Source organism: Agrobacterium sp. O3.4 (assembly GCF_041414895.1).
Classification (GTDB): Bacteria; Pseudomonadota; Alphaproteobacteria; order Rhizobiales; family Rhizobiaceae; genus Agrobacterium; species Agrobacterium cucumeris.
On record NZ_JALPZP010000002.1, the window covers coordinates 468,334 to 488,465 of the forward strand.

The window sequence follows — 20,132 nt, forward strand, 5'->3', positions numbered from 1 at the left end:
ATCGCTCTCGCAAAGGCACCCGTTCGGCGCTAAAGTCAACCTCATGGGTGCTGGTGAAGATCTGTTTTCGGGTTTACTGTCGAAGTCCGCTACCGTGCCGGCCGTTGCCCGTGGTCTGTTGCGCGCGGCCTTCCGCATGGTTTATCCGCCCACCTGCGCAGGCTGCAATCGCATGACGGGCGGCGAGGGGGCGTTGTGTCCCGATTGCTGGCGGGAGGTTGCCTTCATCGAACGACCTTTCTGCGAGGTTTTGGGTATCCCCTTTTCGCGTGATCACGGCGAAGGTGTTGTCAGTGCGCAGGCCATTGCCGATCCGCCACCCTTTGATCGCCTGCGCGCCGTCGCCAGCCATGAAGGCACTGCCCGAAAGCTGGTGCATCGCCTGAAATATCAGGACCGCACCGATCTCGCCCGGTTGATGGCGCTGTGGATGCTGCGGGCAAGCGACGGAACGGTGGATGCCTGCGATTGTGTTGTGCCCGTGCCCTTGCATCGTCACCGTTTCCTGCGCCGTCGCTTCAATCAATCCGCCGAGCTGGCGCGGCATCTGGCGGGGGTCGCCGGCAAACCGCTGCTCGCCGGCACGCTGTTGCGCGTGAAGCCGACCGAGCGTCAGGTGGGACTCTCCGCTCTTGCCCGGCGGGATAATGTGCGCGGCGCTTTCTCGTTTGCGCCCGGCCGGGAAATCGATGTTCATGGCAAGCGCGTGGTGCTGGTGGACGACGTCTATACGACCGGAGCGACGGTGGGTGCGGCAAGCCGCGCCCTGCGCAAGGCAGGTGCCGTGGATGTGACAGTTTTGACCTTTGCAATGGCCATTTCCGGGCCTATATGAAGCCTTGATAACGTGAGGAAACCGTGCGTTTGATCGCACGTTTGCGAGGCTTTGAAAGACATGGCACCGGTAACGATCTATACGCGGGATTTTTGTGGTTATTGCGCGCGCGCCAAGGCGCTGCTGGACAGCAAGGGCGTTGATTATGCGGAATATAACGCGACCACAACACCGGAATACCGGCAGGAAATGATCGAGAAATCCGGCGGAACGACCTTTCCGCAAATCTTCATCAATGGCGAGCTTGTGGGCGGTTGCGATGATCTGCACGCCCTGGAGCGTGCCGGCAAACTGGACGCGATGCTGGCGGCCTGATCGGCCCGATCGACGGAGGATGTGATGAGTTTCAAGGCTGCCGCCATCCAGATGCGCTCGGGCGTTGATCCGGCGAAAAACGCCGCCGATATGGAACGGCTGGTGCGCGCCGCTGCGGCGGAAGGCGCTGTTTATGTGCAGACCCCGGAAATGACGGGCGCGATCCAGAAGGACAGACAGGCGCTTCGTGCCCAGCTGCGTGATGATGACGGTGACATCATCGTTGCGACCGCCTCGCGCCTTGCGCGCGAACTCGGTATTCATGTCCATGTCGGCTCGACGGCGATTGCCAGACCGGATGGCAAGATTGCCAATCGCGGATTTTTCTTTGCGCCTGATGGTTCGCGCATCTGCAGCTATGACAAGATCCACATGTTCGATGTCGATCTCGACAATGGCGAAAGCTGGCGCGAAAGCGCTGCCTATGAGCCCGGCGAAGTGGCGCGTGTCGCCGAACTTCCGTTGGCGAAATTTGGCTTCGCGATCTGCTATGACGTCCGTTTCCCGCAGCTTTTCCGGGCGGAAGCACTGGCTGGTGCCGAAGTTCTGACGGTGCCCGCCGCCTTCACCCGCCAGACGGGGGAAGCCCATTGGGAAATCCTGCTGCGCGCCCGCGCCATTGAAAACGGCGCTTTCGTCATCGCCGCCGCACAGGCCGGCGTGCATGAGGATGGACGTGAGACTTTCGGCCATTCCATCATCATCGACCCCTGGGGCAAGGTTCTGGCCATTGCCGACGGCGGCGGGGAGGAGATCATCTTCGCCGAGATCGATACGGCGCTGGTGGCGGCCGCACGCGGAAAAATTCCCAATCTGCGCAATGCCCGCGAGTTCGGGCTGGATACCGTTATTCCCCTGAAACCTGCCGGAGGTGAGGCGGCGTGATCCGTTATGCGCTGGCCTGTGAGAAAGGCCATGAGTTTGAAGGCTGGTTTGCCGGTAGCGACGATTTCGATAATCAGTTGCAGCGCGGCTTGCTGACCTGTCCGGTCTGCAATTCCGTGCAGGTCTCCAAACTTCTGATGGCGCCGTCGGTCTCCACCGCTCGCAAGAAGGATGAACGCCAGACACTCGCCATGGACACGGCGAAAAAGGAAGCGATTGCGAAAATCCGCGAGGCCGTAGCCAATATTCGCGCCAATGCGGAGGATGTCGGCGATAAATTCCCTGAAGAGGCCCGCAAAATCCATTATGGTGAGGCGGACGAGCGCGGCATTATCGGTAATGCCTCCGTGCAGGAAGCCAAGGCCCTGCTGGACGAGGGCATCGAAATCGCGCCGCTGCCGTCGTTACCTGACGACATAAACTGAGTTTTTCTATGCGGGTAGCAATCTACAATTTCGGAATACAGATTGCCGCCTATGATGATCCCGCCATTGCCGGATTTGCCCGGCGCGAACCTTTGAATTTCATGGCCGCCGAACGCGCGGAAGGTTTCATCGGTCGGTCCGGCTACGAAGGCGAACCCGGACCCGCGAGCTGGGGCGTGCAGGTCTTCCCGCGTTTCCTGAAGGAAAACGGCGCGACAAGCGGTGTTTCGTCCTTTTCGCTCTGGCGCGATCTTGAATCGCTGATGGCCTATTCCTACTCCGGCGTGCATGCCGAGGCCCTGAAGCATGGACGCAACTGGAATACTCCGCAGAAATGGCCACCGCTTGTTCTATGGTGGATGGATGCTGCGGATAATCCCCTCTGGACTGATGCCGTCAGAAGGTTCGAACATCTGCACGACCATGGCCCGTCGCCGCAGGCGTTCAATTTCAAGCAACCTTTCGCGGTGAACGGAACTCCGATTGAAATCGACCGGGCCGAGGTCCGGAAGATCGCTGCAAGAAATGCTGCCGGGCAAAAGGAACTGCTGTCTGCGGTGCAGGCTATTCCAGTGTGAATGCCGATTTATGCCGGCCGTTTCGCCAGCATCATGTAGTTGACGTCCATATCCGGCGAGAGATTCCAGCGATCCTGCAGCACGTTGTAGAAGACACCGGTGCGGTGGATGATATCCATGCCGCTTGCAACCATCGGCCGCTCAAGCTCTTCCGGGCGAACCAGCTTCTCATATTGGTGGGTGCCGCGCGGCAGCCAGCGCAGCACGTTTTCTGCGGCGAAGATGGCGAGTGCCCGGGCCTTCAGCGTGCGGTTGATGGTGGCGGCAAACATCAGCCCGCCGGGGCGCACCATTTTGGCGCAGGTGGTGACGAAGAAATCGACATTGGCCACATGCTCCACAACCTCCATGTTGAGGATGACGTCGAAGGTTTCGCCCGCTTCCTGCAATTGTTCGGCGGTGACAGTGCGGTAATCGACGGTGACGCCGCTCTCACGCGCATGGGTGGAGGCGATGCCGATATTCTTCTCCGAGGGATCTGCGCCCACCACGGTGGCGCCCATGCGCGCTACGGGTTCGGAAAGCAGGCCGCCGCCGCAGCCGATATCCAGAACGCGCAGCCCCTCCAGCGGGCGATGCGCCTTCGGGTCGCGACCGAAATTCTCGCAGACGCGGTTGCGGATATATTCGAGCCGCACGGGATTGAACTTGTGCAACGGGCGGAACTTGCCCGTCGGGCTCCACCATTCGGCAGCCATCGCGGAGAAACGATCCACTTCGCTCTGGTCGACGGTCGTCTGTGCGGTTTCGCTCATGGTTCTGCTCCATATTGCTGTTGCACTGAAGTCGGATGATTGCCCCCCGAAGTCAAGACCGACGGGCCATTCCGCTGGCAATTTGTCGGGGGCGCAATGCCGCAGGTGGAACTGATACGGCGCCTCATTTGTTTCATGCTGCGTTCATGGAGAGACGCGTATTTTCCGATCGTGGCAGTATGCGGAACGCATACTCGTCCATCGAAAAAGATGGATGCCGACAAGGGCAAAGCGGGCCTTTGCTTGAGGAGAAAGAAGTGAAGAGAAAACTGTTTGGCGCAATTGCGCTGGTGGCCATGCTCGCTGCGCCGGCACTTGCCGAAGCCGCGACGCGCGGCTTTGCCACAGCGAACGTGAATATGCGCTCCGGCCCGAGCACGGCTTACCCGGCCGTCGTCGTGATCCCGAACGGCGCACCGCTCACGGTGCATGGCTGCCTGTCCGATACGCCCTGGTGCGATGTTTCCTTTGTGGCCGGTCGCGGCTGGGTTGCCGGGCGTTATATCCAAACCACCTACCGGCAGAACCGGGTCTATGTCGAGCCGCGCTACTACCGCGATCTCGGCGTGCCGATCATCACCTTCGAAGCCGGCCGGTACTGGGACCGCTATTATCGCGACCGCGATTTTTACCGCGAGCGTGATCGCTGGCGTCGCCCGTCCGGCGGTTACTGGAATGTCGCACCGCCGCCGCGCGCAGACTGGGATCGTCCGCGTCCGCGCGACGAGTGGCGTGATGGCCGCCGGGACGACTGGCGTGACGGTCGCCGGGATGACTGGCGCGACGGTCGCCGCGATGAATCACGTGATCCGCGCCAGGGCGGCGGACCGAATGATGGCCGCTGGGAGCGCCGTTATGGCGACTGGAACCAAGGCGATCGTAATCAGGGTGACAGAAATCAGGGCGACAGACCGCGCCGCGAGGACAATCGCCCCCGCGCCGAAGACGATAACCGGGACCGCAACCGCGACCGTCAACCAAACGAGAATGGGGGCCAGCTCCCTCCGGAGCGTCGCCAGTGGGATGATCCACGCCGCGCACCTGCTTCGGAAAACCTCCGGGGCGGTTGCCGGATTGGCGATCCGGGCTGCGACGCACGCTAAACAGAGAAAGCCCGGCGAGATTTCGTCGGGCTTTTTCATTTGCTGCCTCAGATGACTATGTGGGAGGTCTTTATTTCGCAGCGGCGGCCTTGCGAGCGCGGGCTTTGGGTTTCGCCGGGGCTTCTGCATCCGGTGCTGCGGCATCAGCGGAGACGGCTTTGGGAGCTGCCTTCTTGCGCTGGGCCGGTTTCGTTGCTTCCGATGTCTTCAGAAGTGAAAATTCATGTTTTGCCTGTTCCCAATGTGCCGCATCGCGGCCGTGGGGGTGGCCTTCCTTTTCCCAGAGTGTATAGGCACGTTTGCTGATCCACTCGTTTTCCGAAACCTGCATGCTCGTCTCCCGTTGCTGTTTACAGCGCCTTTGAGAAGGCGACATTCCGCTTGGTCCGGCACACGCTCGACAGGAATCAATGCCGGCATTTCCAGGACCCATTACATGCCATGATCTTCCGGGCGTCAAGCAAACATGCTGCATTGCGAAAGCGGATTCCAGGCATTTTACGCTTGGGAAAGCGGTTTAAGCGAAAGACGTTCCCATACGAGAAGATCAACGTTGCGTGATTGCGCCAAGGCCGCCAAGATGGGTGGATAACTGGCAGCGGAGGAGGCGAGATTGGAACTGGGAACCGAAGCGGAGGTGCAGGTCATCGTAGAGAAACGGCAAAGGGCCGGCATCATCAGCCTTAACCGTCCGAAAGCCATCAACAGCCTGACATTGCCGATGGTGCGCGCCCTGTTTCAGGCGCTGCAGCGTTTCGAGGAAGACCCCGGCATATCCTGCGTCGTGCTGAGGGGGGAGGGCGAAAAAGGGCTCTGTGCCGGGGGTGATGTCCGCATCATTCACGATCTCGGCAAGGCGGGTGACCCGCAGGTGCTTGATTTCTGGCGCGAAGAATTCCCGCTCAACTATCGGATCGCCCGTTTTGGCAAACCCTATGTCGCGTTGATGGATGGCATCGTCATGGGAGGTGGTGTCGGTATTTCCGCTCATGGCAGCCACCGCATCGTCACCGAGCGGACAAGGCTTGCCATGCCGGAAACGGGTATCGGTTATTTCCCGGATGTTGGCGGCTCCTGGCTTTTGCCGAAGGCGCGAGGCGAATGCGGCACGTGGCTCGGGCTAACCGGCAACGCCGTTAACGCTGCCGACGCGATCTATGCCGGGTTTGCCGATTATTTCGTCCCTTCGGACCGTCTCGAAGCTCTGATGCAGGATCTGTCGCAAACGACGGATGTCGAAGGTGTGGAGGCGGCGATAGCGGCCTATGCCACCGATGCGGATGAAGGCGTGCTGGCTAAAAACCGGGAGGTCATCGATGCTACATTCCGCTTCGATACCGTCGAGGAGATTTTCGCAGCGCTTTCGATGCGCGATGATGCCTTTTCGCGAGAAACGCTTGAAGTTCTGCAAAAACGTTCTCCCACCAGCCTGAAATTGACACTGAAGCTTCTGCGCCTTGGCCGCGAAAGTGCGAGCCTGATCGAGTGTCTGGAGCGGGAGTTTGCCGCCGGCACCGAGATATTGCGCCAGCATGATTTTTACGAAGGCGTGCGTGCCGCCTTGGTCGACAAGGACCGCAATCCGCGCTGGCGACCGGCGCGGCTGGAGGAGGTGCGCGAGGAGGATATTTCACGCTACCTTGTTGATCATTCCGGCAACCTGTTTCCCGAGCACCATCTTTAGTTCGACGCAAAAGAAATCCGCCTTGTCGCCATATATGAAATTATCGCCTATCGAAATTTTGTTCTTTGGGCGAAATTTCCAGTTCGTGCTCCCGTAAAGCATGACTGTTTCTCGCCGCAGTTGCCTCTGCCCTCTATGTTGAACACCATTCGATTTTTCGGGGGTATTCATGAAACGTCTTCTTATTATCGGCACTGCCATTGCTGCCCTTTTTGCAGGTGCGGCGCAGGCGCAGTCTCCGACCACCATTCTCAACGCATCTTACGATGTCGCTCGCGAGGTTTTTGCAGCCGAGAACGAGGCTTTCATCAAGCAGCACCCGGGCGTCACTGTCGATCAGTCGCATGCCGGCACCTCCAAGCAGGCGCGTGCCATCGTTGAGGGTCTGGAAGCTGATGTCGTCACTTTCAACCAGGTGACCGATGTCGACTTTCTGGTGAAGCAGGGTTTTGTCTCCGCCGACTGGCAGAAGGATTTCCCGAACGACGCTTCGCCGTTCTATTCCTTCCCGTCCTTCCTCGTGCGGGCTGGCAATCCCAAGGGCATCAAGGATTGGGACGACCTTGCCCGCGACGACGTGAAGGTTGTTTTCCCCAATCCGAAAACCTCGGGTAACGCCCGCTACACCTACCTCGCTGCCACGGCTTACGCCAAGGAGAAGTTCAACGGTGACGAGAAGAAGGTTCAGGAATTCGTCAAGAAAATTTTCGACAACACGCCGGTTTTCGACACCGGGGGGCGTGCTGCGACCACCACTTTCGTCGAGCGTGAAATCGGCGACGTGCTGATCACCTTCGAGGCCGAGACCCGTGGCATTGCCAAGCAATATGGCAAGGACAAGGTTGAAGGCGTCGTGCCTTCCGTCAGCCTGCTGGCCGAATTCCCGGTGGCGGTGGTGGACAAGGTGGTCGACAAGCGCGGTTCGCGTGAACTGGCCAAGAGCTACCTTGATTTCCTCTATACGGAAGAAGGCCAGCGCATTGCGGCGCAGTTCGGCCACCGCGTGCATGACGAAAAAGTCGTCGGCGAATTCAAGGGTGACTTTCCGGCGATTCGCCTCGTCAACGTCAATGACGTGTTCGGCGGCTGGGATAAAATCCAGAAAGAGCATTTTGCATCCGGCGCGACGCTTGATACGCTTTACGGCAGCCGCTAATCACAACGAAACGGAATTTGAAAACGACCCGGCGGGAAACTGCCGGGTCGCTTCATGATGAAATGGGGGCGGGGGTTTGAAGCGGAATGTTCTGCCGGGGCTGAAATTGTCCCTTGGCGTTACCCTGACTTACGTCGCGATCATCGTGCTCCTGCCGCTCTCGGCGCTGGTGTTCAAGGCGGCAAGCCTTGGGCCGGCCGAATATTGGGCAATCATTTCTTCGCCGCGTGCCGTTGCCAGTTATCGCGTCACCGTGCTCTGCGCGCTGGCCGCCACGCTGTTCAATGTCATTTTCGGGCTGGCGCTCGCCTGGGTGCTGACGCGTTACCGCTTTCCCGGCTGGCGTTTCGTTGATGCCATCGTCGATTTGCCCTTTGCGCTGCCCACCGCCGTCGCCGGCATTGCGCTGACGACGCTGTTTGCGGGCAATGGCTGGTTTGGTTCGCTGCTGGCACCGCTCGGCATCAAGGTGGCCTATACGCCCGTTGGCATCATGGTGGCGATGGCCTTTACCAGCCTGCCCTTCATCGTCCGCACCGTGCAGCCGGTGCTGGAAGACCTCGATCCGGCGCTGGAAGAAGCGGCGCAGTCGCTCGGTGGTTCGGATCTCGAAATCTTCCGCAAGGTCATCCTGCCGCTTTTGACGCCCGCTCTTCTGGCCGGTCTGTCGCTTTCCTTCGCCCGCAGCCTCGGCGAATTCGGAGCGATCATCTTCATTGCCGGCAACCAGCCATTTTCGACTGAAATCACCGCTCTGTTGATCTTCATCCGGTTGGAAGAATATGATTATCAGGCCGCAGCCGCCATCGCCTCCGTACTGCTCATCACCGCTTTCATCATGCTGGCCGTGACCAATTACCTGCAGACGCGCGCATTGCGTTACACGGTGAGGAACTAGGACATGAGCGCCTTTTCCCAACACCGCAAGCCGCCGCGCGTCGGAGATGCAAACTGGGTTCGCCGCAGCCTGATCGCCTTCGTGCTGGTCATCGGCGCTTTGCTGGTTGTCGCCCCGCTGATCATCATCGGCGTCGAGGCTTTTTCGCAGGGCTGGAAGGTCTATTCCGCCACCATCACTCATCCCGACACCCGCCACGCCATCATGTTGACGGTGCTGACGGCGTTGATCGCCGTGCCCATCAATACGGCCTTCGGCGTTGCGGCCGCATGGGCTATCACCAAGTTCGATTTTCCCGGCCGGCGCTTCCTGCTGGTGCTGATCGAAATACCCTTCTCCATCTCGCCGATCGTCGCCGGTGTCGCCTATCTCTTTGTTTACGGATTACAGGGGTTGTTCGGGCCGTTTCTCGATGCGCACGACATCAAGATCCTCTTCGCGCTGCCCGGCATCGTCATCGCCTCGATGTTCGTCACGGCACCTTTCGTGGCGCGTGAACTCATTCCCTTGATGCAGGCGCAAGGCCGTGATCTGGAAGAGGCGGCAACTTCGCTTGGCGCATCCGGCTGGCGCACCTTCTTTTCGGTGACGCTGCCGAATATCAAATGGGCGCTGCTTTATGGTGTTGTTCTGTGCAACGCCCGCGTGATGGGTGAGTTTGGCGCGGTATCGGTCGTGTCAGGCAATATTCGCGGCCAGACCAACACGTTGCCGCTGCATATCGAGCTGCTCTACCACGATTACCAGACGGCCGGCGCCTTTGCCTCGGCGTCGATCCTTGCCTTGCTCGCCGTCGTCACCATCATTGCCAAAGTGGCGCTGGAACGGCGCGGTGCCGGGCGTGGGCGCAAAAAGACCAACGGCGATGCTGCCATCGCCACGGAGACCTGATTCCCATGAAAATCCGCCTCGAAAATGTGGTGAAGACCTTCGATACCTTCCGCGCCGTGCGCGATGTCTCACTCGATATCGAAAGCGGCGAGCTTCTGGCGCTGCTCGGGCCTTCCGGCTCCGGCAAGACGACGATTTTGCGCATGGTTGCCGGTCTCGAATATAGCGATGGCGGCCGCATCCTGTTTGGGGACGAGGACGCCACCAATATTCCGGTGCGCGATCGCGGCGTCGGTTTCGTATTCCAGCATTATGCGCTGTTCCCGCATATGACGCTGCATGAGAACATCGCCTTCGGTATGAAGGTATCAAAGGTCAAGCGTGACAAGGCGACGATTGACGCCCGTGTCGCGGAACTTTTGCATCTTGTCAAACTCGACGGTCTGGGTGACCGTTTTCCGGCGCAGATATCCGGCGGGCAGCGGCAGCGCGTGGCGCTGGCGCGCGCCCTTTCGGTCGACCCGAAAGTTCTTCTGCTGGATGAGCCATTCGGCGCGCTCGACGCCAATGTGCGCCGCGACCTGCGTCGCTGGCTGCGCGAAATCCATGATGCACTCGGTATCACCACGATTTTCGTGACGCATGATCAGGAAGAGGCGCTCGATCTGGCTGACCGTGTCGTCATTCTCAACCAGGGAGAGATCGTGCAGCAGGGAACGCCGAAAGAAGTGTGCCGCCAGCCGAATAGTTCGTTCGTCATGCGTTTTCTCGGCGATGCCAACCGGGTTTCCGGCGTGGCGCGTGGCGGCAAGGTCTATGTCGGCGACAATGAACTGCCCTTCTCCTATGGACAGGGAGATGGCGCCGTCGATATCTATGCCCGTCCCGGCGATCTCGAATGGGAGGACCTGCATGAGGGCATTCCGGCTTCGGTGGCGCGCGTTCTCGACCGGGCGGGAGAGCGCCGGGTGATCGCCAGCACCGATGGCGGTGATCTCCTGGAATTCGACGTGCCGCCGGAAAATGATGTCGCTGCCGGTGATCGTGGCTCCATCATCATCCGCCGGGCAAAGATTTTCCCGGCGGCGTGAGTGACCCTCGGCAGCCTTAGATCAGAAGCTCGAAAGAGGCCTCGGCTGCCAGCCTGCCATTGACCATGAGATCGACCTTGTGGACACCGGCATAGTGCTTGCGGGTGGTAAAGTCGCGCATGGCGCGGCTGATTGACAGTGTGCATGTCTCGCCCGGCTGAAGTTCGATCTCCTTCCACTTGAAGACCTTCGCCGAGGCGTCGCCGCTCTTCTTGACGTAATGCACGGCGTAATCGATCACCAGTTTCTGCGGGCTCTTTGCCGTGGAGGTGAAGGAGGCCGAAATCCGCACGGGATTGCCTAGAACGATCTTTTCCGGTGAGACCTGAAACGCTGCAAGCGCGATCTGCGCTTTCTCATGCGCGCCGAGATGGGAGAGTGCGGCGGCATCGCCCTTCTTGATCAGCGTACGCAAGGCTTGCCGGGTAATCCAGCGCGTATGCGGATTGTCTTTCGGCCATGTGTCGATCAGCGCCAGCACGAAGGCGGGATTGTCCTTGGTGATGTCGTTCAGGTGATTGGCAACGGATTTGCGCACGTAAAGCGCTTCATCGGCTTTCATTGTATCCAGGATTGCGGTTACCGGCGACGGGTCGTCGATCAGCGGCTTGAGCTGGAACGACCAGGGCAGGCGCGGCCTGCAGCCTTCGCTTGCCAGACGCCGTACATGCTCGTTCTCGTGCCGCGACCATGTTTCCATCACGGCAAGGGTACGGGCGATATCCTTTTGCAAAAAATGGCGGATGGCGAATTCCGAGGAGCCGAAGCGGGTGAAATATTGCAGCGCCTGCATGGAAAGATCGAAATCGCCGAGGCCATAAAGCGCCACATATTCCGGCAGCGAAATGGATGCAAAGCCATTGCCGATGCCGGGGGCAGCAGCGGTCAGGATTTCGATGTTGCGGGCATAGTCGCCCGGCAGCGTGGCATGCAGGCTGGTCGCCACCTGCCGCATGCGCTGCATGATGCCGAGCGCGTCGAGATTTGTCGTTGCGAGTGCGATGAAGGCGGAAACATCAAACGGCGGATGCACGGCCTTGGTCTGATCGGCAATATGCCGCAATTTTTCGCGGTTGAAGATTTCCTTCAACGCCGGTGCCGCCGTGTCGCTCATATCGCCCTCAAAGTTCACTTTTTGTTCTTTTAAGGCAGGATGAGGCTGGAGGCAAGCTATGGCAACTCTCGGGGTTGAGAATCTATCGAGCGACCGCGACTTTCGCCTTCTCCCCGAGGGGGAGAAGGTCGCGGCAGCGGGATGAGGGGGCAACGGCAAAGATATGCGGAGAGCTTGCCCTTCATCTGACCCTTCAGGCCATCTTCTCCCCGGCGGGGAGAAGAGATTTTGCGCAAATCAGCTCATCTGGCTGATGAAGCGGGTCTCCAGATAGGCCTGAACGGCTTCCGAGCCGCCTTCGGTACCGTAACCGGAATCCTTGATGCCGCCGAAGGGGACTTCGGGAAGCGCCAAGCCATTATGGTTGATGGTCAGCATGCCGGCTTCAACCTGGTGACCGAGCGCATGTGCGGTCTTGACCGAACCGGTGAAGGCATAAGATGCAAGACCAAAGGGCAGGCGGTTGGCTTCGGCAACCGCATCGTCGAAGCTCGAGAAGCGGTTGATGATTGCGACCGGGCCGAAGGGCTCGTCATTCATGATCTTGGCGCTGGTCGGCACGTTGGCGAGAACCGTCGGTTCGAAGAAGTTGCCCTTGTTACCGATGCGGCGGCCGCCGGTCTTCAATTCGCCGCCATGGGAAACCGCGTCGCTGATGAGGCCTTCCAGCGCCGGAATACGCCGCTCATTGGCGAGCGGACCCATGATGACGCCGTCTTCCAGACCATTGCCGACCTTGACCGCCTTGGCGGCTTCCACGAAACCTTCAAGGAAACGGTCCGCAACGCCGTCCTGCACGAGGAAGCGGGTGGGGGCCACGCAGACCTGTCCGGCATTGCGGAACTTCGAAAGCGAAGTCACCTCAATCGCCTTTTCGATATCGGCGTCGTTGAAGATCATCACCGGCGCATGGCCGCCGAGTTCCATCGTGGCGCGCTTCATGTGCTTGCCGGCCAGCGCCGCGAGGTGCTTGCCGATCGGAGTGGAGCCGGTGAAGGAAATCTTGCGGATGATCGGATGCGGGATCAGATATTCCGAAATCTCTGATGGGACGCCGTAAACGAGACCGATAACGCCCGCCGGTACGCCGGCATCCACGAAAGCGCGGATGAGTTCCGCCGGCGATGCCGGGGTTTCCTCCGGCGCCTTGACGATGATGGAGCAGCCGGTGGCGAGCGCTGCGGAAAGCTTGCGGACGATCTGGTTGATCGGGAAGTTCCACGGCGTAAACGCTGCAACGGGACCGACCGGCAGCTTGATGGCAAGCTGCGAAACGCCGGCCGCACGCGCGGGAATGACCTGGCCATAGGTGCGGCGGGCTTCTTCGGCGAACCAGTCGATGGTATCAGCGGCGCCCATGATTTCGGTACCGGATTGCGCCAGCGGCTTGCCCTGCTCGCGCGTCATCATATAGGCGATCTTGTCCTTGCGTTCGCGCAGGATATCCGCGGCCTTGCGCATGATTTTCGAACGCTCGAAGGGCGAGGTGTCGCGCCACACCTTGAAACCGCGGTCAGCGGCGGCAAGTGCCAGATCGAGGTCTTCCTTCTCTGCATGGGCGATCGCGCCGATGATCTCGTCGGTTGCCGGATCGGACACGGCGATCGTCTTGCCGGAAACGGCGTCTCGCCATTCGCCATCAATGAGAAGTTTGATGTCGGGATAGGTGTGCATAGGGGCTACCTTCATGATGCGGCCAATACGGCAGATGCCGTCCGGCCCGGAGACGTGAACAGAATTTTCCTGGCCGGACGATATCCGGCATCGCGGCTTTCGCTGCGCGGAACGTGTGTCTGGACATTTCCGGCGGGGATTCTGGAGTTGCCGGAAACGGAAACGACAGCCTTTATATTAAGTTCCGCGCGGTATGTTTCAACCGTCGGCTCTGGCAAAGACGATGATTTTTCTGTGACGTGGAACTTGTCTTTTGTCATTTATGTTTAGCATGCAAGTCGATGCCGGGTTTCCGGTCGCAACCTCCGGTTTGCGCGAATCACATGTTTCCGTATGTGGCCAGGAAAGCCCCCGTCACGATTTGGCCTTCGTTCCGCCGGAGGAATTTGGTGTGGCGGCATGAGCGGGCTTTGCATGCGTCATAACAGTGCGCGAAACGTAAAAAAGTACAAATAAGACGGAAAAATTATCCAAAGGGTTTACTCAAAACCTAGAGAAAATACGGATAAAATCTCAGTGAGGATATAACATACTTTCCTGATATATATTGCGGACGTCGGTTCCCTTGACCATCAGCGGTTGGCGAAAACCTTCGACCTGAACGTTATCGATGGAGAAAAAGTATGAGTTTCGCCCGGGTACTTCTCAGCGCGTTCTTGTCGCTCGTGTGGCTTTCCTGTGCCCAAGCGGGGACAATTGCCAAACCGCAAGGAAAGCCGATATTAACCATATCCGGCAAGATCACCAATACGAATGCCGATGGTGCTGCGCAGTTCGATCGCGACATGCTGGAGGCGCTTGGCATGGTGACGGTGGAGACGACGACGCCATGGCACGATGGTCGCGTCCGTTTCGATGGTGTTTCGCTGGAAAAATTGATGGAGGTCGTCGGTGCGACGGGCACCAGCATCACGGCGGTCGCTCTCAATGATTATGTCAGCACGATACCGGTTGAGGATTTTAAGAAATTTAACGTTATTCTGGCGATCAAACTGGATGGCAACTACATGACAGTTCGAGAAAAGGGTCCGTTGTTCGTCATCTACCCCTATGACAGCGACCCGGAATTACAGAAGCAGACCTACTATTCGCGGTCCGCGTGGCAAGTCGCCAAATTGATAGTGGAATAAAGGTGCCGTTTGCGAAAACTTGTGGCGGTGATCATCTGTTGCTTCGTCCTGGCAACGGGCTATATCGCTTTCGTCATTGCCGAGCGGCAAACCGCTTTGCAGAAGTTCGCCCGCTATAACGATTCGTGGGCCGTCAGCCAGACCGTGGCGGAATATCTTCGACTTCAGAACAAGCTTGCCGTATTCGCGCTAAGCCCCGGCAAGCTTGACCGGGATGAATTGCAGCTGCGTCTGGACATCATGCTCAGCCGCCTGGAGCTTTTGAAACAGGGTAATCTGGGGGCCTTCATCCATGAAAAGCAGCAGTGGCGAGATCTGGTAACCCAGCTTGATGCCGTTCTGGCGCGCCTGGAACAGCAGATTAACAGTCTGGAACCGGCGGATGTTCCGGATCTGCTTTCGGCCATGAGCGCGCTTGATGCGCCGATGACGACACTGGCTTCCTCATCAGTGGCCTATGACGTCAATCTCATCGATACAGCCCATGAGGATGTGCGCAAGCTTCACATCGTCTATACCGCGTTGGCGGGTGGCCTCATCCTCTGCGGTATCGCGCTAGTCATATTGCTGCTTCGTCAGAACGACCTTCTGAATCGTGCACAGAAAAGCATGCGCGGCCTGACGGACGATCTGCGCGCCGCAACGCTGGAGCTGCAGGCGAAAAACGTGCGGCTGGAACATGACGCCTATCACGACGCGCTGACCGGACTGCCCAACCGGTCCCTGTTCCGCCAGGAATTGATCGAGAGATTGCGCCGATCCTTCGGCGGTACCGGAACGACGGCGATCCTTCTGCTTGATCTCGACGGGTTCAAGGACGTCAACGATACGCTTGGCCACGATGCGGGTGATGCGCTGCTCCAGGCCGTGGCGCAGCGGCTTTCGGCCATCAGCGGCGATTACGACATGGTATGCCGGCTGGGCGGCGACGAATTTGCCGTGGTCTCCGATGACCTTAACGAGGACACGGCCCGCCGCCTTGCCTCCAAGCTCATCGACCAGATCAGCCGCACCTACCAGCTTGGCGTGCAGGAGGTCAAAATCGGCACCTGCATCGGCATCGCCATATCGCATGGTACAGTCGATGCGGATGAATTGTTCAAACGCGCCGATCTGGCGCTTTATGAGGCGAAAGCCATCGGTCCGGGCCGGGCAAGTGTTTTCAAGGTCCGTATGCAGAAGCAGCTGACCGAAAAGAAATCCTTCGAGGCCGATCTGCAGACGGCGCTGCAGAACGATGAGATGGAAGTCTATTACCAGCCGCAGGTGGCAACGCAGACACGCAAGCTCTGCGGCTTCGAGGCACTTCTGCGCTGGAAGCATCCCGTGCGGGGGGATGTGCCGCCCAGCGTGTTCATTCCCGTTGCGGAACGAACCGGCCTTATCCATTCGCTCGGAAAATGGGTGATGGAGACCGCCTGCCGCGAGGCGATGGGCTGGGACGAGGACATGAAAGTGGCGGTAAACCTGTCACCGGTTCAGTTTCACAGCACCAACCTCATCCAGAACGTCATGGGTGCCCTTGAAAAAAGCGGGCTGGAGCCGAGCCGGCTTGAGCTTGAGATCACCGAATCGATCCTGCTGAACAAGAGCGATCAGACGATCAATACGCTGACCCGGCTGAAGGATGTCGGCATCAAGATCGCCATGGATGATTTTGGCACAGGCTATTCCTCGCTTGCGAATTTGCGTGGCGTACCCTTCGACAAGATCAAGATCGACCGGTCCTTCCTGCGCGATATTACCAGCGATCGTGACGCGCTGGCGATCGTCGAATTTGTGGTCGGGGTGGGCCGTAGTCTGCGGATGACCACGATTGCCGAAGGCATCGAGACGGAAGAGCAATATGAATGCGTCAGACGTCTGGGTTGCGATCAGGTACAGGGTTATCTGATCAGCAGGCCGCTGCCGGCCAAGGAACTGGTGTTCTGGAGCTCCGTCTGAAATCCCCTTTTCGCATCACTGCAAGCGTATCGAAATTTTAACCGGATGCATCGGTTCCTGCTAAAACCGATACCGGTTGCTGCATCGATGCTGTAGAGCATTCCGGTCGATACGGGATCGTTCTGGTGAAACGACCGGGTTTTGCGAAAAGGCTTGAGACATGGAAATACTGGACGTGCATGGAGTTGCCCTGCCTCTTTCTTCCGATGAGGTGTCGCCCGTCATCTGGCAGGCGCTGACCGACGGCAGCTATGAGGCGAAAGAGGCCCGCAGCGTCCTGAAAGCCATCAAGCCCGGCGACCGCGTGCTGGAACTGGGGTCCGGCATCGGCATCATCACCTCCATCATTGCCGGCATTGACGATGTTTCGGTGTGGGCTTTTGAGGCCAATCCGTCGACGGCGGCGCTGGCAGAGCGGGTGCTCAAGGCCAATTGCCGCGGCAATGTCGTGTTTTCGCAGGGGCTTCTCACCGCCGATGCGCCGAGCACCTATCCTTTCTACGTCCGCAAGGATCTTTGGATGTCCTCCATGGACGAAAATCAGGGGCCTTATGAACAGCGCATCGAAATCTCTTCCGAAAATATCGATGAATTTATTGCCGGCCACGGCATTACCGCCCTCGTGATGGATATTGAAGGCGCCGAACGTGACCTGCTTGGCAGGGCCGATCTTGCCGGCGTGGAGCGGATATTCGTCGAGCTGCATGACCATCTTTATGGCCTTGCCGGGGTTCGCGATATCATGCAGGCGCTGACGGCCAAGGGCTATGCCTATGATCCGCGCGGTTCCCGCGGACCTTGTGTGTTGTTTTCCAAGGATGACAGCCCGAGGGAATACGATCCCGAGGTGGATTGAAGACGAGGGTCGCCCCAGTAGGTGATTGAATTCACGGAACCGTCTGCCTATCCTCTCGTTCTCACTGCAGAGTGAGGGCGCGGAGCGGTTCGATGCGTGTGCAGCCAGGCGGATCGAAAAGATAATTTCATAAACAGCAATTCATTGCCAATTATTGTTGCAATTGTCGCAACCGTTGCCCTGCGTCATCATCCCTCCATCAAACCGGCGCACAACTGACACCGCACCGGAAGATGCCAACGCAACCGAAGGAGAATGATCATGGGCTTTGTAAAGACGACAGACGGAACCGAAATCTTCTACAAGGACTGGGGCCCGAAGGATGCCCAGCCCATCATGTTTCACCACGGCTGGCCGCTCTCTTCCGATGATTGGGATGCGCAGATGCTGTTCTTCCTTTCCAAGGGTTTTCGCGTCATCGCCCATGATCGCCGTGGCCATGGCCGGTCTGCCCAGGTTGCCGAAGGTCACGACATGGATCATTACGCCGCTGACGCTTTTGCCGTCGCCGAGGCGCTCGACCTGAAGAATGCCGTCCATATCGGCCACTCCACCGGCGGCGGCGAAGTTGCCCGTTATGTTGCCAAACATGGCGAACCCGCCGGCCGCGTTGCCAAGGCCGTGCTCGTTTCCGCCGTGCCACCTCTGATGCTCAAGACCGCGGAAAACCCCGAAGGCCTGCCGATGGAGGTTTTTGACGGCTTCCGCTCGGCGCTTGCCGCAAATCGCGCGCAGTTCTTCCGCGATGTGCCGTCCGGCCCGTTCTACGGTTTTAACCGTGATGGTGCGACCGCGCAGGAAGGTGTGATCCAGAACTGGTGGCGGCAGGGCATGATGGGTGGCGCAAAGGCCCATTACGATGGCATCAAGGCCTTCTCCGAAACCGACCAGACGGAAGACCTGAAGGCGATCAGCGTACCGACACTGGTGCTGCACGGCGAAGACGACCAGATCGTGCCGATTGCCGACTCCGCGCTGAAGTCGGTAAAGCTCTTGAAAAACGGTACGTTGAAGACCTATCCCGGTTTCTCGCACGGCATGCTGACCATCAACGCCGATGTGCTGAACGCCGATCTTCTGGCCTTCATCAAGGGCTGATCTTAAGACGAAACGAAATGCGGCTTCATTCGAGGCCGCATTTCGTATTTTGCGTCAACCCAGACGCGCGAGCCAGTCGCTACGATATGGATCAAGCCCGGCGATGCTATCAGGAGCGAAATGACGCTCCCGGCCGGCAAGCGGCCTGATGCCGGTGAGGAGTGCGGCGCCCGCGCTGGTGCCGGTGGAACCGCCGACGGCGATCACCTCCGTATTGGCAAAACCCGCCAGCGCCTTGAGATAAAGCGCATTGCTGGCAAATGGGCCTTCAACCAGCACCGGGCCTTTTCGCCCGATCAGCGAAAGACTGAACTCCGTCATAAGCGCAAGATAAAGGGATGCCGCCGCGTGCCGCTCCGCGACCGTGGCGTTTTCGTCATTGATCCAGCGCGCCGTTTTGCCGGGAAAGGGGCCGGAACCGCCGACGACGCTGGGCAACAGCATCATGCCCCTGGCCAGCACACCACCAAGCGTCGCCTCGATCTCGTCGTCCGGCGCAGGCCCGAATTGCTGCGTCAACATTTCATATTCCCTGCCGCCCATAAAACGGGAGGACGGAACGGGGCGTCCGAGAGCATCGACATTCAACAGCGTGTCACGGGCGGGGTCCAGCGTATCCACTGTGCCGCCGATGGCGAAATTCACCACCCATGTGCCGGTCGAGACGACCGAAAAATCGCCCTGCCGGCGCAACAGATGCGGCAGGAGGGATGCGTTGGAATCGTGGATACCGCAATAGACCGGCATGTCAGGCGAAAGGCCCATTTCCTGCGCCAGTGACCTGCGAACCGGCCCGAGCACATCGAAAGCGGAACGCACCGGCGCCATCAATTGCCCGATGCCGAGACGATCGACCAGCGAGGAGAAGATTTTTCGCCGCGGGTTCCAGAGGTCAGTGTGGCAACCGAGGGACGTCGTTTCGGTCGCGTGAACGCCGGTCAGCCGCCCCGCCCAATATTGCGCATAGGTGACGATGCTGCGTACCCTGGCGAACTCCTGTGGAAACGCGGTTTTCTGAAAATGGATTTGTGCGCCAAGGTTCAGCCCGACGGGAAGCTGCGGCGAGCCGGTTTCTGAAAAATCGGGTCTCAGGCCAAGATAGGCTTCCTGAACAGCGGCGGGATAGCTGTGCTCATAATCCAGCACCGGCATGGCAAGATCGCCGTTCTCATCGAGAAGGGCAGCCGCTGCGCCATGGGTGGTGATCGAAATCGCGTCGAAGCCCGGTTCCTCGCCAAACCGCTGCAGAGAGGCGAGAATGAAGCTCCAGAGCATCTCCACATCGTAATGCGGATAAATGCCGTCGCGAAGGACGGGGTTTGCCCGCCTGTCGCTGGCAATTTCCTCACCGCTACCGGTGTCGATGACGACGACCTTGGCATTGGTTTTGCCGATATCGATGACCGCGATGCGACCGGGCTTGATGCTGTCGCTCATGGCAGATGGAACACCGGCACGAGGTCTTTCGCCACAGGTGAATTGTCGGCGTTACTTTCCATGATATCTGCCATATGCGCCCACCATTTCTTCATCACGGCATGCTCGGGCAATGCCGCCATGCCGTGGTTTTTGGGACGCGTGAGAACGCCGAACAGGATGTTCGTTTCCGGGTCGAGATGGATGGAGTAATCGCTCACGCCGGCTTCATGCAGCAGCGTCACCAGTTCCGGCCATATTTCGTCATGGCGTTTTTTGTATTCGGCCTGCTTGCCAGCATGGAGCTTCATCTTGAAGGCGTGTTTTTCGAATTCCGGCATAGC

21 protein-coding genes are annotated in these 20,132 nt (G+C 59.0%); 15 read left to right on the forward strand and 6 right to left on the reverse strand.

Features of this window, described 5'->3' with window-relative positions; translation table 11 throughout:
* Positions 1 to 43 precede the first annotated feature (43 nt).
* The 5 genes from M0412_RS14870 to M0412_RS14890 are packed head-to-tail and all read left to right on the forward strand — an operon-like array spanning position 44 to position 3,038.
* Positions 44 to 835 carry a ComF family protein gene (locus tag M0412_RS14870; protein WP_269699143.1) on the forward strand — a complete coding sequence of 264 codons (792 nt, stop codon included), beginning with the start codon at positions 44 to 46 and terminating at the stop codon, positions 833 to 835.
* 60 nt (positions 836 to 895) lie between these two features.
* A complete protein-coding gene (gene grxC, locus M0412_RS14875) occupies positions 896 to 1,150 on the forward strand; it encodes a glutaredoxin 3 (RefSeq protein WP_046801873.1) in 255 nt (84 codons plus the stop codon).
* A 24-nt stretch (positions 1,151 to 1,174) separates the two neighbouring features.
* The gene (locus tag M0412_RS14880; RefSeq protein WP_269699144.1) at positions 1,175 to 2,035 is read left to right on the forward strand and encodes a carbon-nitrogen hydrolase family protein; all 861 of its coding nucleotides are present in this window, start codon (positions 1,175 to 1,177) and stop codon (positions 2,033 to 2,035) included.
* A complete protein-coding gene (locus M0412_RS14885; protein ID WP_142841421.1) occupies positions 2,032 to 2,460 on the forward strand; it encodes a DUF1178 family protein in 429 nt (142 codons plus the stop codon). Before M0412_RS14880 ends, M0412_RS14885 begins: the two co-directional genes overlap by 4 nt.
* 8 nt (positions 2,461 to 2,468) lie before the next feature.
* Complete coding sequence (locus tag M0412_RS14890) at positions 2,469 to 3,038, forward strand: DUF3291 domain-containing protein (RefSeq protein ID WP_269699145.1); 570 nt, start codon at positions 2,469 to 2,471, stop codon at positions 3,036 to 3,038.
* Positions 3,039 to 3,046: 8 nt separating this feature from the next.
* Here the strand turns inward: M0412_RS14890 and ubiG are convergent, their stop codons facing one another.
* On the reverse strand, positions 3,047 to 3,793 hold the full coding sequence (ubiG, locus tag M0412_RS14895; protein ID WP_269699146.1) for a bifunctional 2-polyprenyl-6-hydroxyphenol methylase/3-demethylubiquinol 3-O-methyltransferase UbiG: 747 nt from the start codon (positions 3,791 to 3,793) through the stop codon (positions 3,047 to 3,049).
* A 257-nt stretch (positions 3,794 to 4,050) separates the two neighbouring features.
* Here ubiG and M0412_RS14900 point away from each other — a divergent pair, with 257 nt between their 5' ends.
* Entirely contained in the window at positions 4,051 to 4,896 is an 846-nt protein-coding gene (locus M0412_RS14900) for an SH3 domain-containing protein (RefSeq protein WP_269699147.1), read from the forward strand.
* Between the two features lie 70 nt (positions 4,897 to 4,966).
* Here M0412_RS14900 and M0412_RS14905 read toward each other — a convergent pair whose 3' ends face one another.
* Positions 4,967 to 5,227 (reverse strand): DUF2934 domain-containing protein, encoded by a 261-nt coding sequence (locus M0412_RS14905; protein WP_153514546.1) that lies wholly within the window; start codon positions 5,225 to 5,227, stop codon positions 4,967 to 4,969.
* Positions 5,228 to 5,509: 282 nt separating this feature from the next.
* Between M0412_RS14905 and M0412_RS14910 the strand changes: the two genes are divergently transcribed.
* The 5 genes from M0412_RS14910 (at position 5,510) to M0412_RS14930 (ending at position 10,556) form a co-directional block, all read left to right on the forward strand.
* Positions 5,510 to 6,580 (forward strand): enoyl-CoA hydratase/isomerase family protein, encoded by a 1,071-nt coding sequence (locus tag M0412_RS14910; RefSeq protein ID WP_269699148.1) that lies wholly within the window; start codon positions 5,510 to 5,512, stop codon positions 6,578 to 6,580.
* 169 nt (positions 6,581 to 6,749) lie between these two features.
* Positions 6,750 to 7,736 (forward strand): thiosulfate ABC transporter substrate-binding protein CysP, encoded by a 987-nt coding sequence (gene cysP, locus M0412_RS14915; protein ID WP_142841416.1) that lies wholly within the window; start codon positions 6,750 to 6,752, stop codon positions 7,734 to 7,736.
* A 76-nt stretch (positions 7,737 to 7,812) separates the two neighbouring features.
* Positions 7,813 to 8,634 carry a sulfate ABC transporter permease subunit CysT gene (cysT, locus tag M0412_RS14920; RefSeq protein ID WP_269699149.1) on the forward strand — a complete coding sequence of 274 codons (822 nt, stop codon included), beginning with the start codon at positions 7,813 to 7,815 and terminating at the stop codon, positions 8,632 to 8,634.
* A gap of 3 nt (positions 8,635 to 8,637) precedes the next feature.
* On the forward strand, positions 8,638 to 9,525 hold the full coding sequence (cysW, locus tag M0412_RS14925) for a sulfate ABC transporter permease subunit CysW (RefSeq protein WP_142841414.1): 888 nt from the start codon (positions 8,638 to 8,640) through the stop codon (positions 9,523 to 9,525).
* Between the two features lie 5 nt (positions 9,526 to 9,530).
* A complete protein-coding gene (locus tag M0412_RS14930; protein ID WP_269699150.1) occupies positions 9,531 to 10,556 on the forward strand; it encodes a sulfate/molybdate ABC transporter ATP-binding protein in 1,026 nt (341 codons plus the stop codon).
* A 16-nt stretch (positions 10,557 to 10,572) separates the two neighbouring features.
* Here the strand turns inward: M0412_RS14930 and M0412_RS14935 are convergent, their stop codons facing one another.
* Positions 10,573 to 11,670 (reverse strand): DNA alkylation repair protein, encoded by a 1,098-nt coding sequence (locus M0412_RS14935; RefSeq protein ID WP_269699151.1) that lies wholly within the window; start codon positions 11,668 to 11,670, stop codon positions 10,573 to 10,575.
* 237 nt (positions 11,671 to 11,907) lie between these two features.
* A complete protein-coding gene (locus M0412_RS14940; protein ID WP_269699152.1) occupies positions 11,908 to 13,344 on the reverse strand; it encodes an NAD-dependent succinate-semialdehyde dehydrogenase in 1,437 nt (478 codons plus the stop codon).
* Positions 13,345 to 13,967: 623 nt separating this feature from the next.
* Between M0412_RS14940 and M0412_RS14945 the strand changes: the two genes are divergently transcribed.
* The 4 genes from M0412_RS14945 to M0412_RS14960 all read left to right on the forward strand — a co-directional run bounded on the left by M0412_RS14945 (position 13,968) and on the right by M0412_RS14960 (position 18,372).
* Positions 13,968 to 14,474: an oxidoreductase gene (locus tag M0412_RS14945; RefSeq protein WP_142841410.1), complete on the forward strand. Its 507-nt coding sequence runs from the start codon at positions 13,968 to 13,970 to the stop codon at positions 14,472 to 14,474.
* 9 nt (positions 14,475 to 14,483) lie between these two features.
* On the forward strand, positions 14,484 to 16,418 hold the full coding sequence (locus M0412_RS14950) for a bifunctional diguanylate cyclase/phosphodiesterase (RefSeq protein ID WP_269699153.1): 1,935 nt from the start codon (positions 14,484 to 14,486) through the stop codon (positions 16,416 to 16,418).
* A gap of 160 nt (positions 16,419 to 16,578) precedes the next feature.
* Entirely contained in the window at positions 16,579 to 17,274 is a 696-nt protein-coding gene (locus M0412_RS14955) for an FkbM family methyltransferase (protein ID WP_142841408.1), read from the forward strand.
* Between the two features lie 261 nt (positions 17,275 to 17,535).
* Positions 17,536 to 18,372 (forward strand): alpha/beta fold hydrolase, encoded by an 837-nt coding sequence (locus tag M0412_RS14960; protein ID WP_269699154.1) that lies wholly within the window; start codon positions 17,536 to 17,538, stop codon positions 18,370 to 18,372.
* 54 nt (positions 18,373 to 18,426) lie between these two features.
* On the opposite strand, the gene M0412_RS14965 is transcribed toward M0412_RS14960, so the two are convergent.
* Together M0412_RS14965 and rhaM are read right to left on the reverse strand one after the other, a co-directional pair.
* The gene (locus M0412_RS14965; protein WP_269699155.1) at positions 18,427 to 19,809 is read right to left on the reverse strand and encodes an FGGY-family carbohydrate kinase; all 1,383 of its coding nucleotides are present in this window, start codon (positions 19,807 to 19,809) and stop codon (positions 18,427 to 18,429) included.
* Entirely contained in the window at positions 19,806 to 20,129 is a 324-nt protein-coding gene (rhaM, locus tag M0412_RS14970; protein WP_269699156.1) for an L-rhamnose mutarotase, read from the reverse strand. Before rhaM ends, M0412_RS14965 begins: the two co-directional genes overlap by 4 nt.
* Positions 20,130 to 20,132: the final 3 nt, after the last annotated feature.

Excerpts from the sequence above, each read along its gene's own strand:
- M0412_RS14870 (WP_269699143.1), top strand. The coding sequence starts at position 44 with ATGGGTGCTGGTGAAGATCTGTTTTCGGGTTTACTGTCGAAGTCCGCT.
- grxC (WP_046801873.1), top strand. The coding sequence starts at position 896 with ATGGCACCGGTAACGATCTATACGCGGGATTTTTGTGGTTATTGCGCG.
- M0412_RS14880 (WP_269699144.1), top strand. The coding sequence starts at position 1,175 with ATGAGTTTCAAGGCTGCCGCCATCCAGATGCGCTCGGGCGTTGATCCG.
- M0412_RS14890 (WP_269699145.1), top strand. The coding sequence starts at position 2,469 with ATGCGGGTAGCAATCTACAATTTCGGAATACAGATTGCCGCCTATGAT.
- ubiG (WP_269699146.1), bottom strand. The coding sequence starts at position 3,793 with ATGAGCGAAACCGCACAGACGACCGTCGACCAGAGCGAAGTGGATCGT.
- M0412_RS14905 (WP_153514546.1), bottom strand. The coding sequence starts at position 5,227 with ATGCAGGTTTCGGAAAACGAGTGGATCAGCAAACGTGCCTATACACTC.
- cysP (WP_142841416.1), top strand. The coding sequence starts at position 6,750 with ATGAAACGTCTTCTTATTATCGGCACTGCCATTGCTGCCCTTTTTGCA.
- cysW (WP_142841414.1), top strand. The coding sequence starts at position 8,638 with ATGAGCGCCTTTTCCCAACACCGCAAGCCGCCGCGCGTCGGAGATGCA.
- M0412_RS14930 (WP_269699150.1), top strand. The coding sequence starts at position 9,531 with ATGAAAATCCGCCTCGAAAATGTGGTGAAGACCTTCGATACCTTCCGC.
- M0412_RS14935 (WP_269699151.1), bottom strand. The coding sequence starts at position 11,670 with ATGAGCGACACGGCGGCACCGGCGTTGAAGGAAATCTTCAACCGCGAA.
- M0412_RS14940 (WP_269699152.1), bottom strand. The coding sequence starts at position 13,344 with ATGCACACCTATCCCGACATCAAACTTCTCATTGATGGCGAATGGCGA.
- M0412_RS14945 (WP_142841410.1), top strand. The coding sequence starts at position 13,968 with ATGAGTTTCGCCCGGGTACTTCTCAGCGCGTTCTTGTCGCTCGTGTGG.
- M0412_RS14955 (WP_142841408.1), top strand. The coding sequence starts at position 16,579 with ATGGAAATACTGGACGTGCATGGAGTTGCCCTGCCTCTTTCTTCCGAT.
- M0412_RS14960 (WP_269699154.1), top strand. The coding sequence starts at position 17,536 with ATGGGCTTTGTAAAGACGACAGACGGAACCGAAATCTTCTACAAGGAC.
- M0412_RS14965 (WP_269699155.1), bottom strand. The coding sequence starts at position 19,809 with ATGAGCGACAGCATCAAGCCCGGTCGCATCGCGGTCATCGATATCGGC.
- rhaM (WP_269699156.1), bottom strand. The coding sequence starts at position 20,129 with ATGCCGGAATTCGAAAAACACGCCTTCAAGATGAAGCTCCATGCTGGC.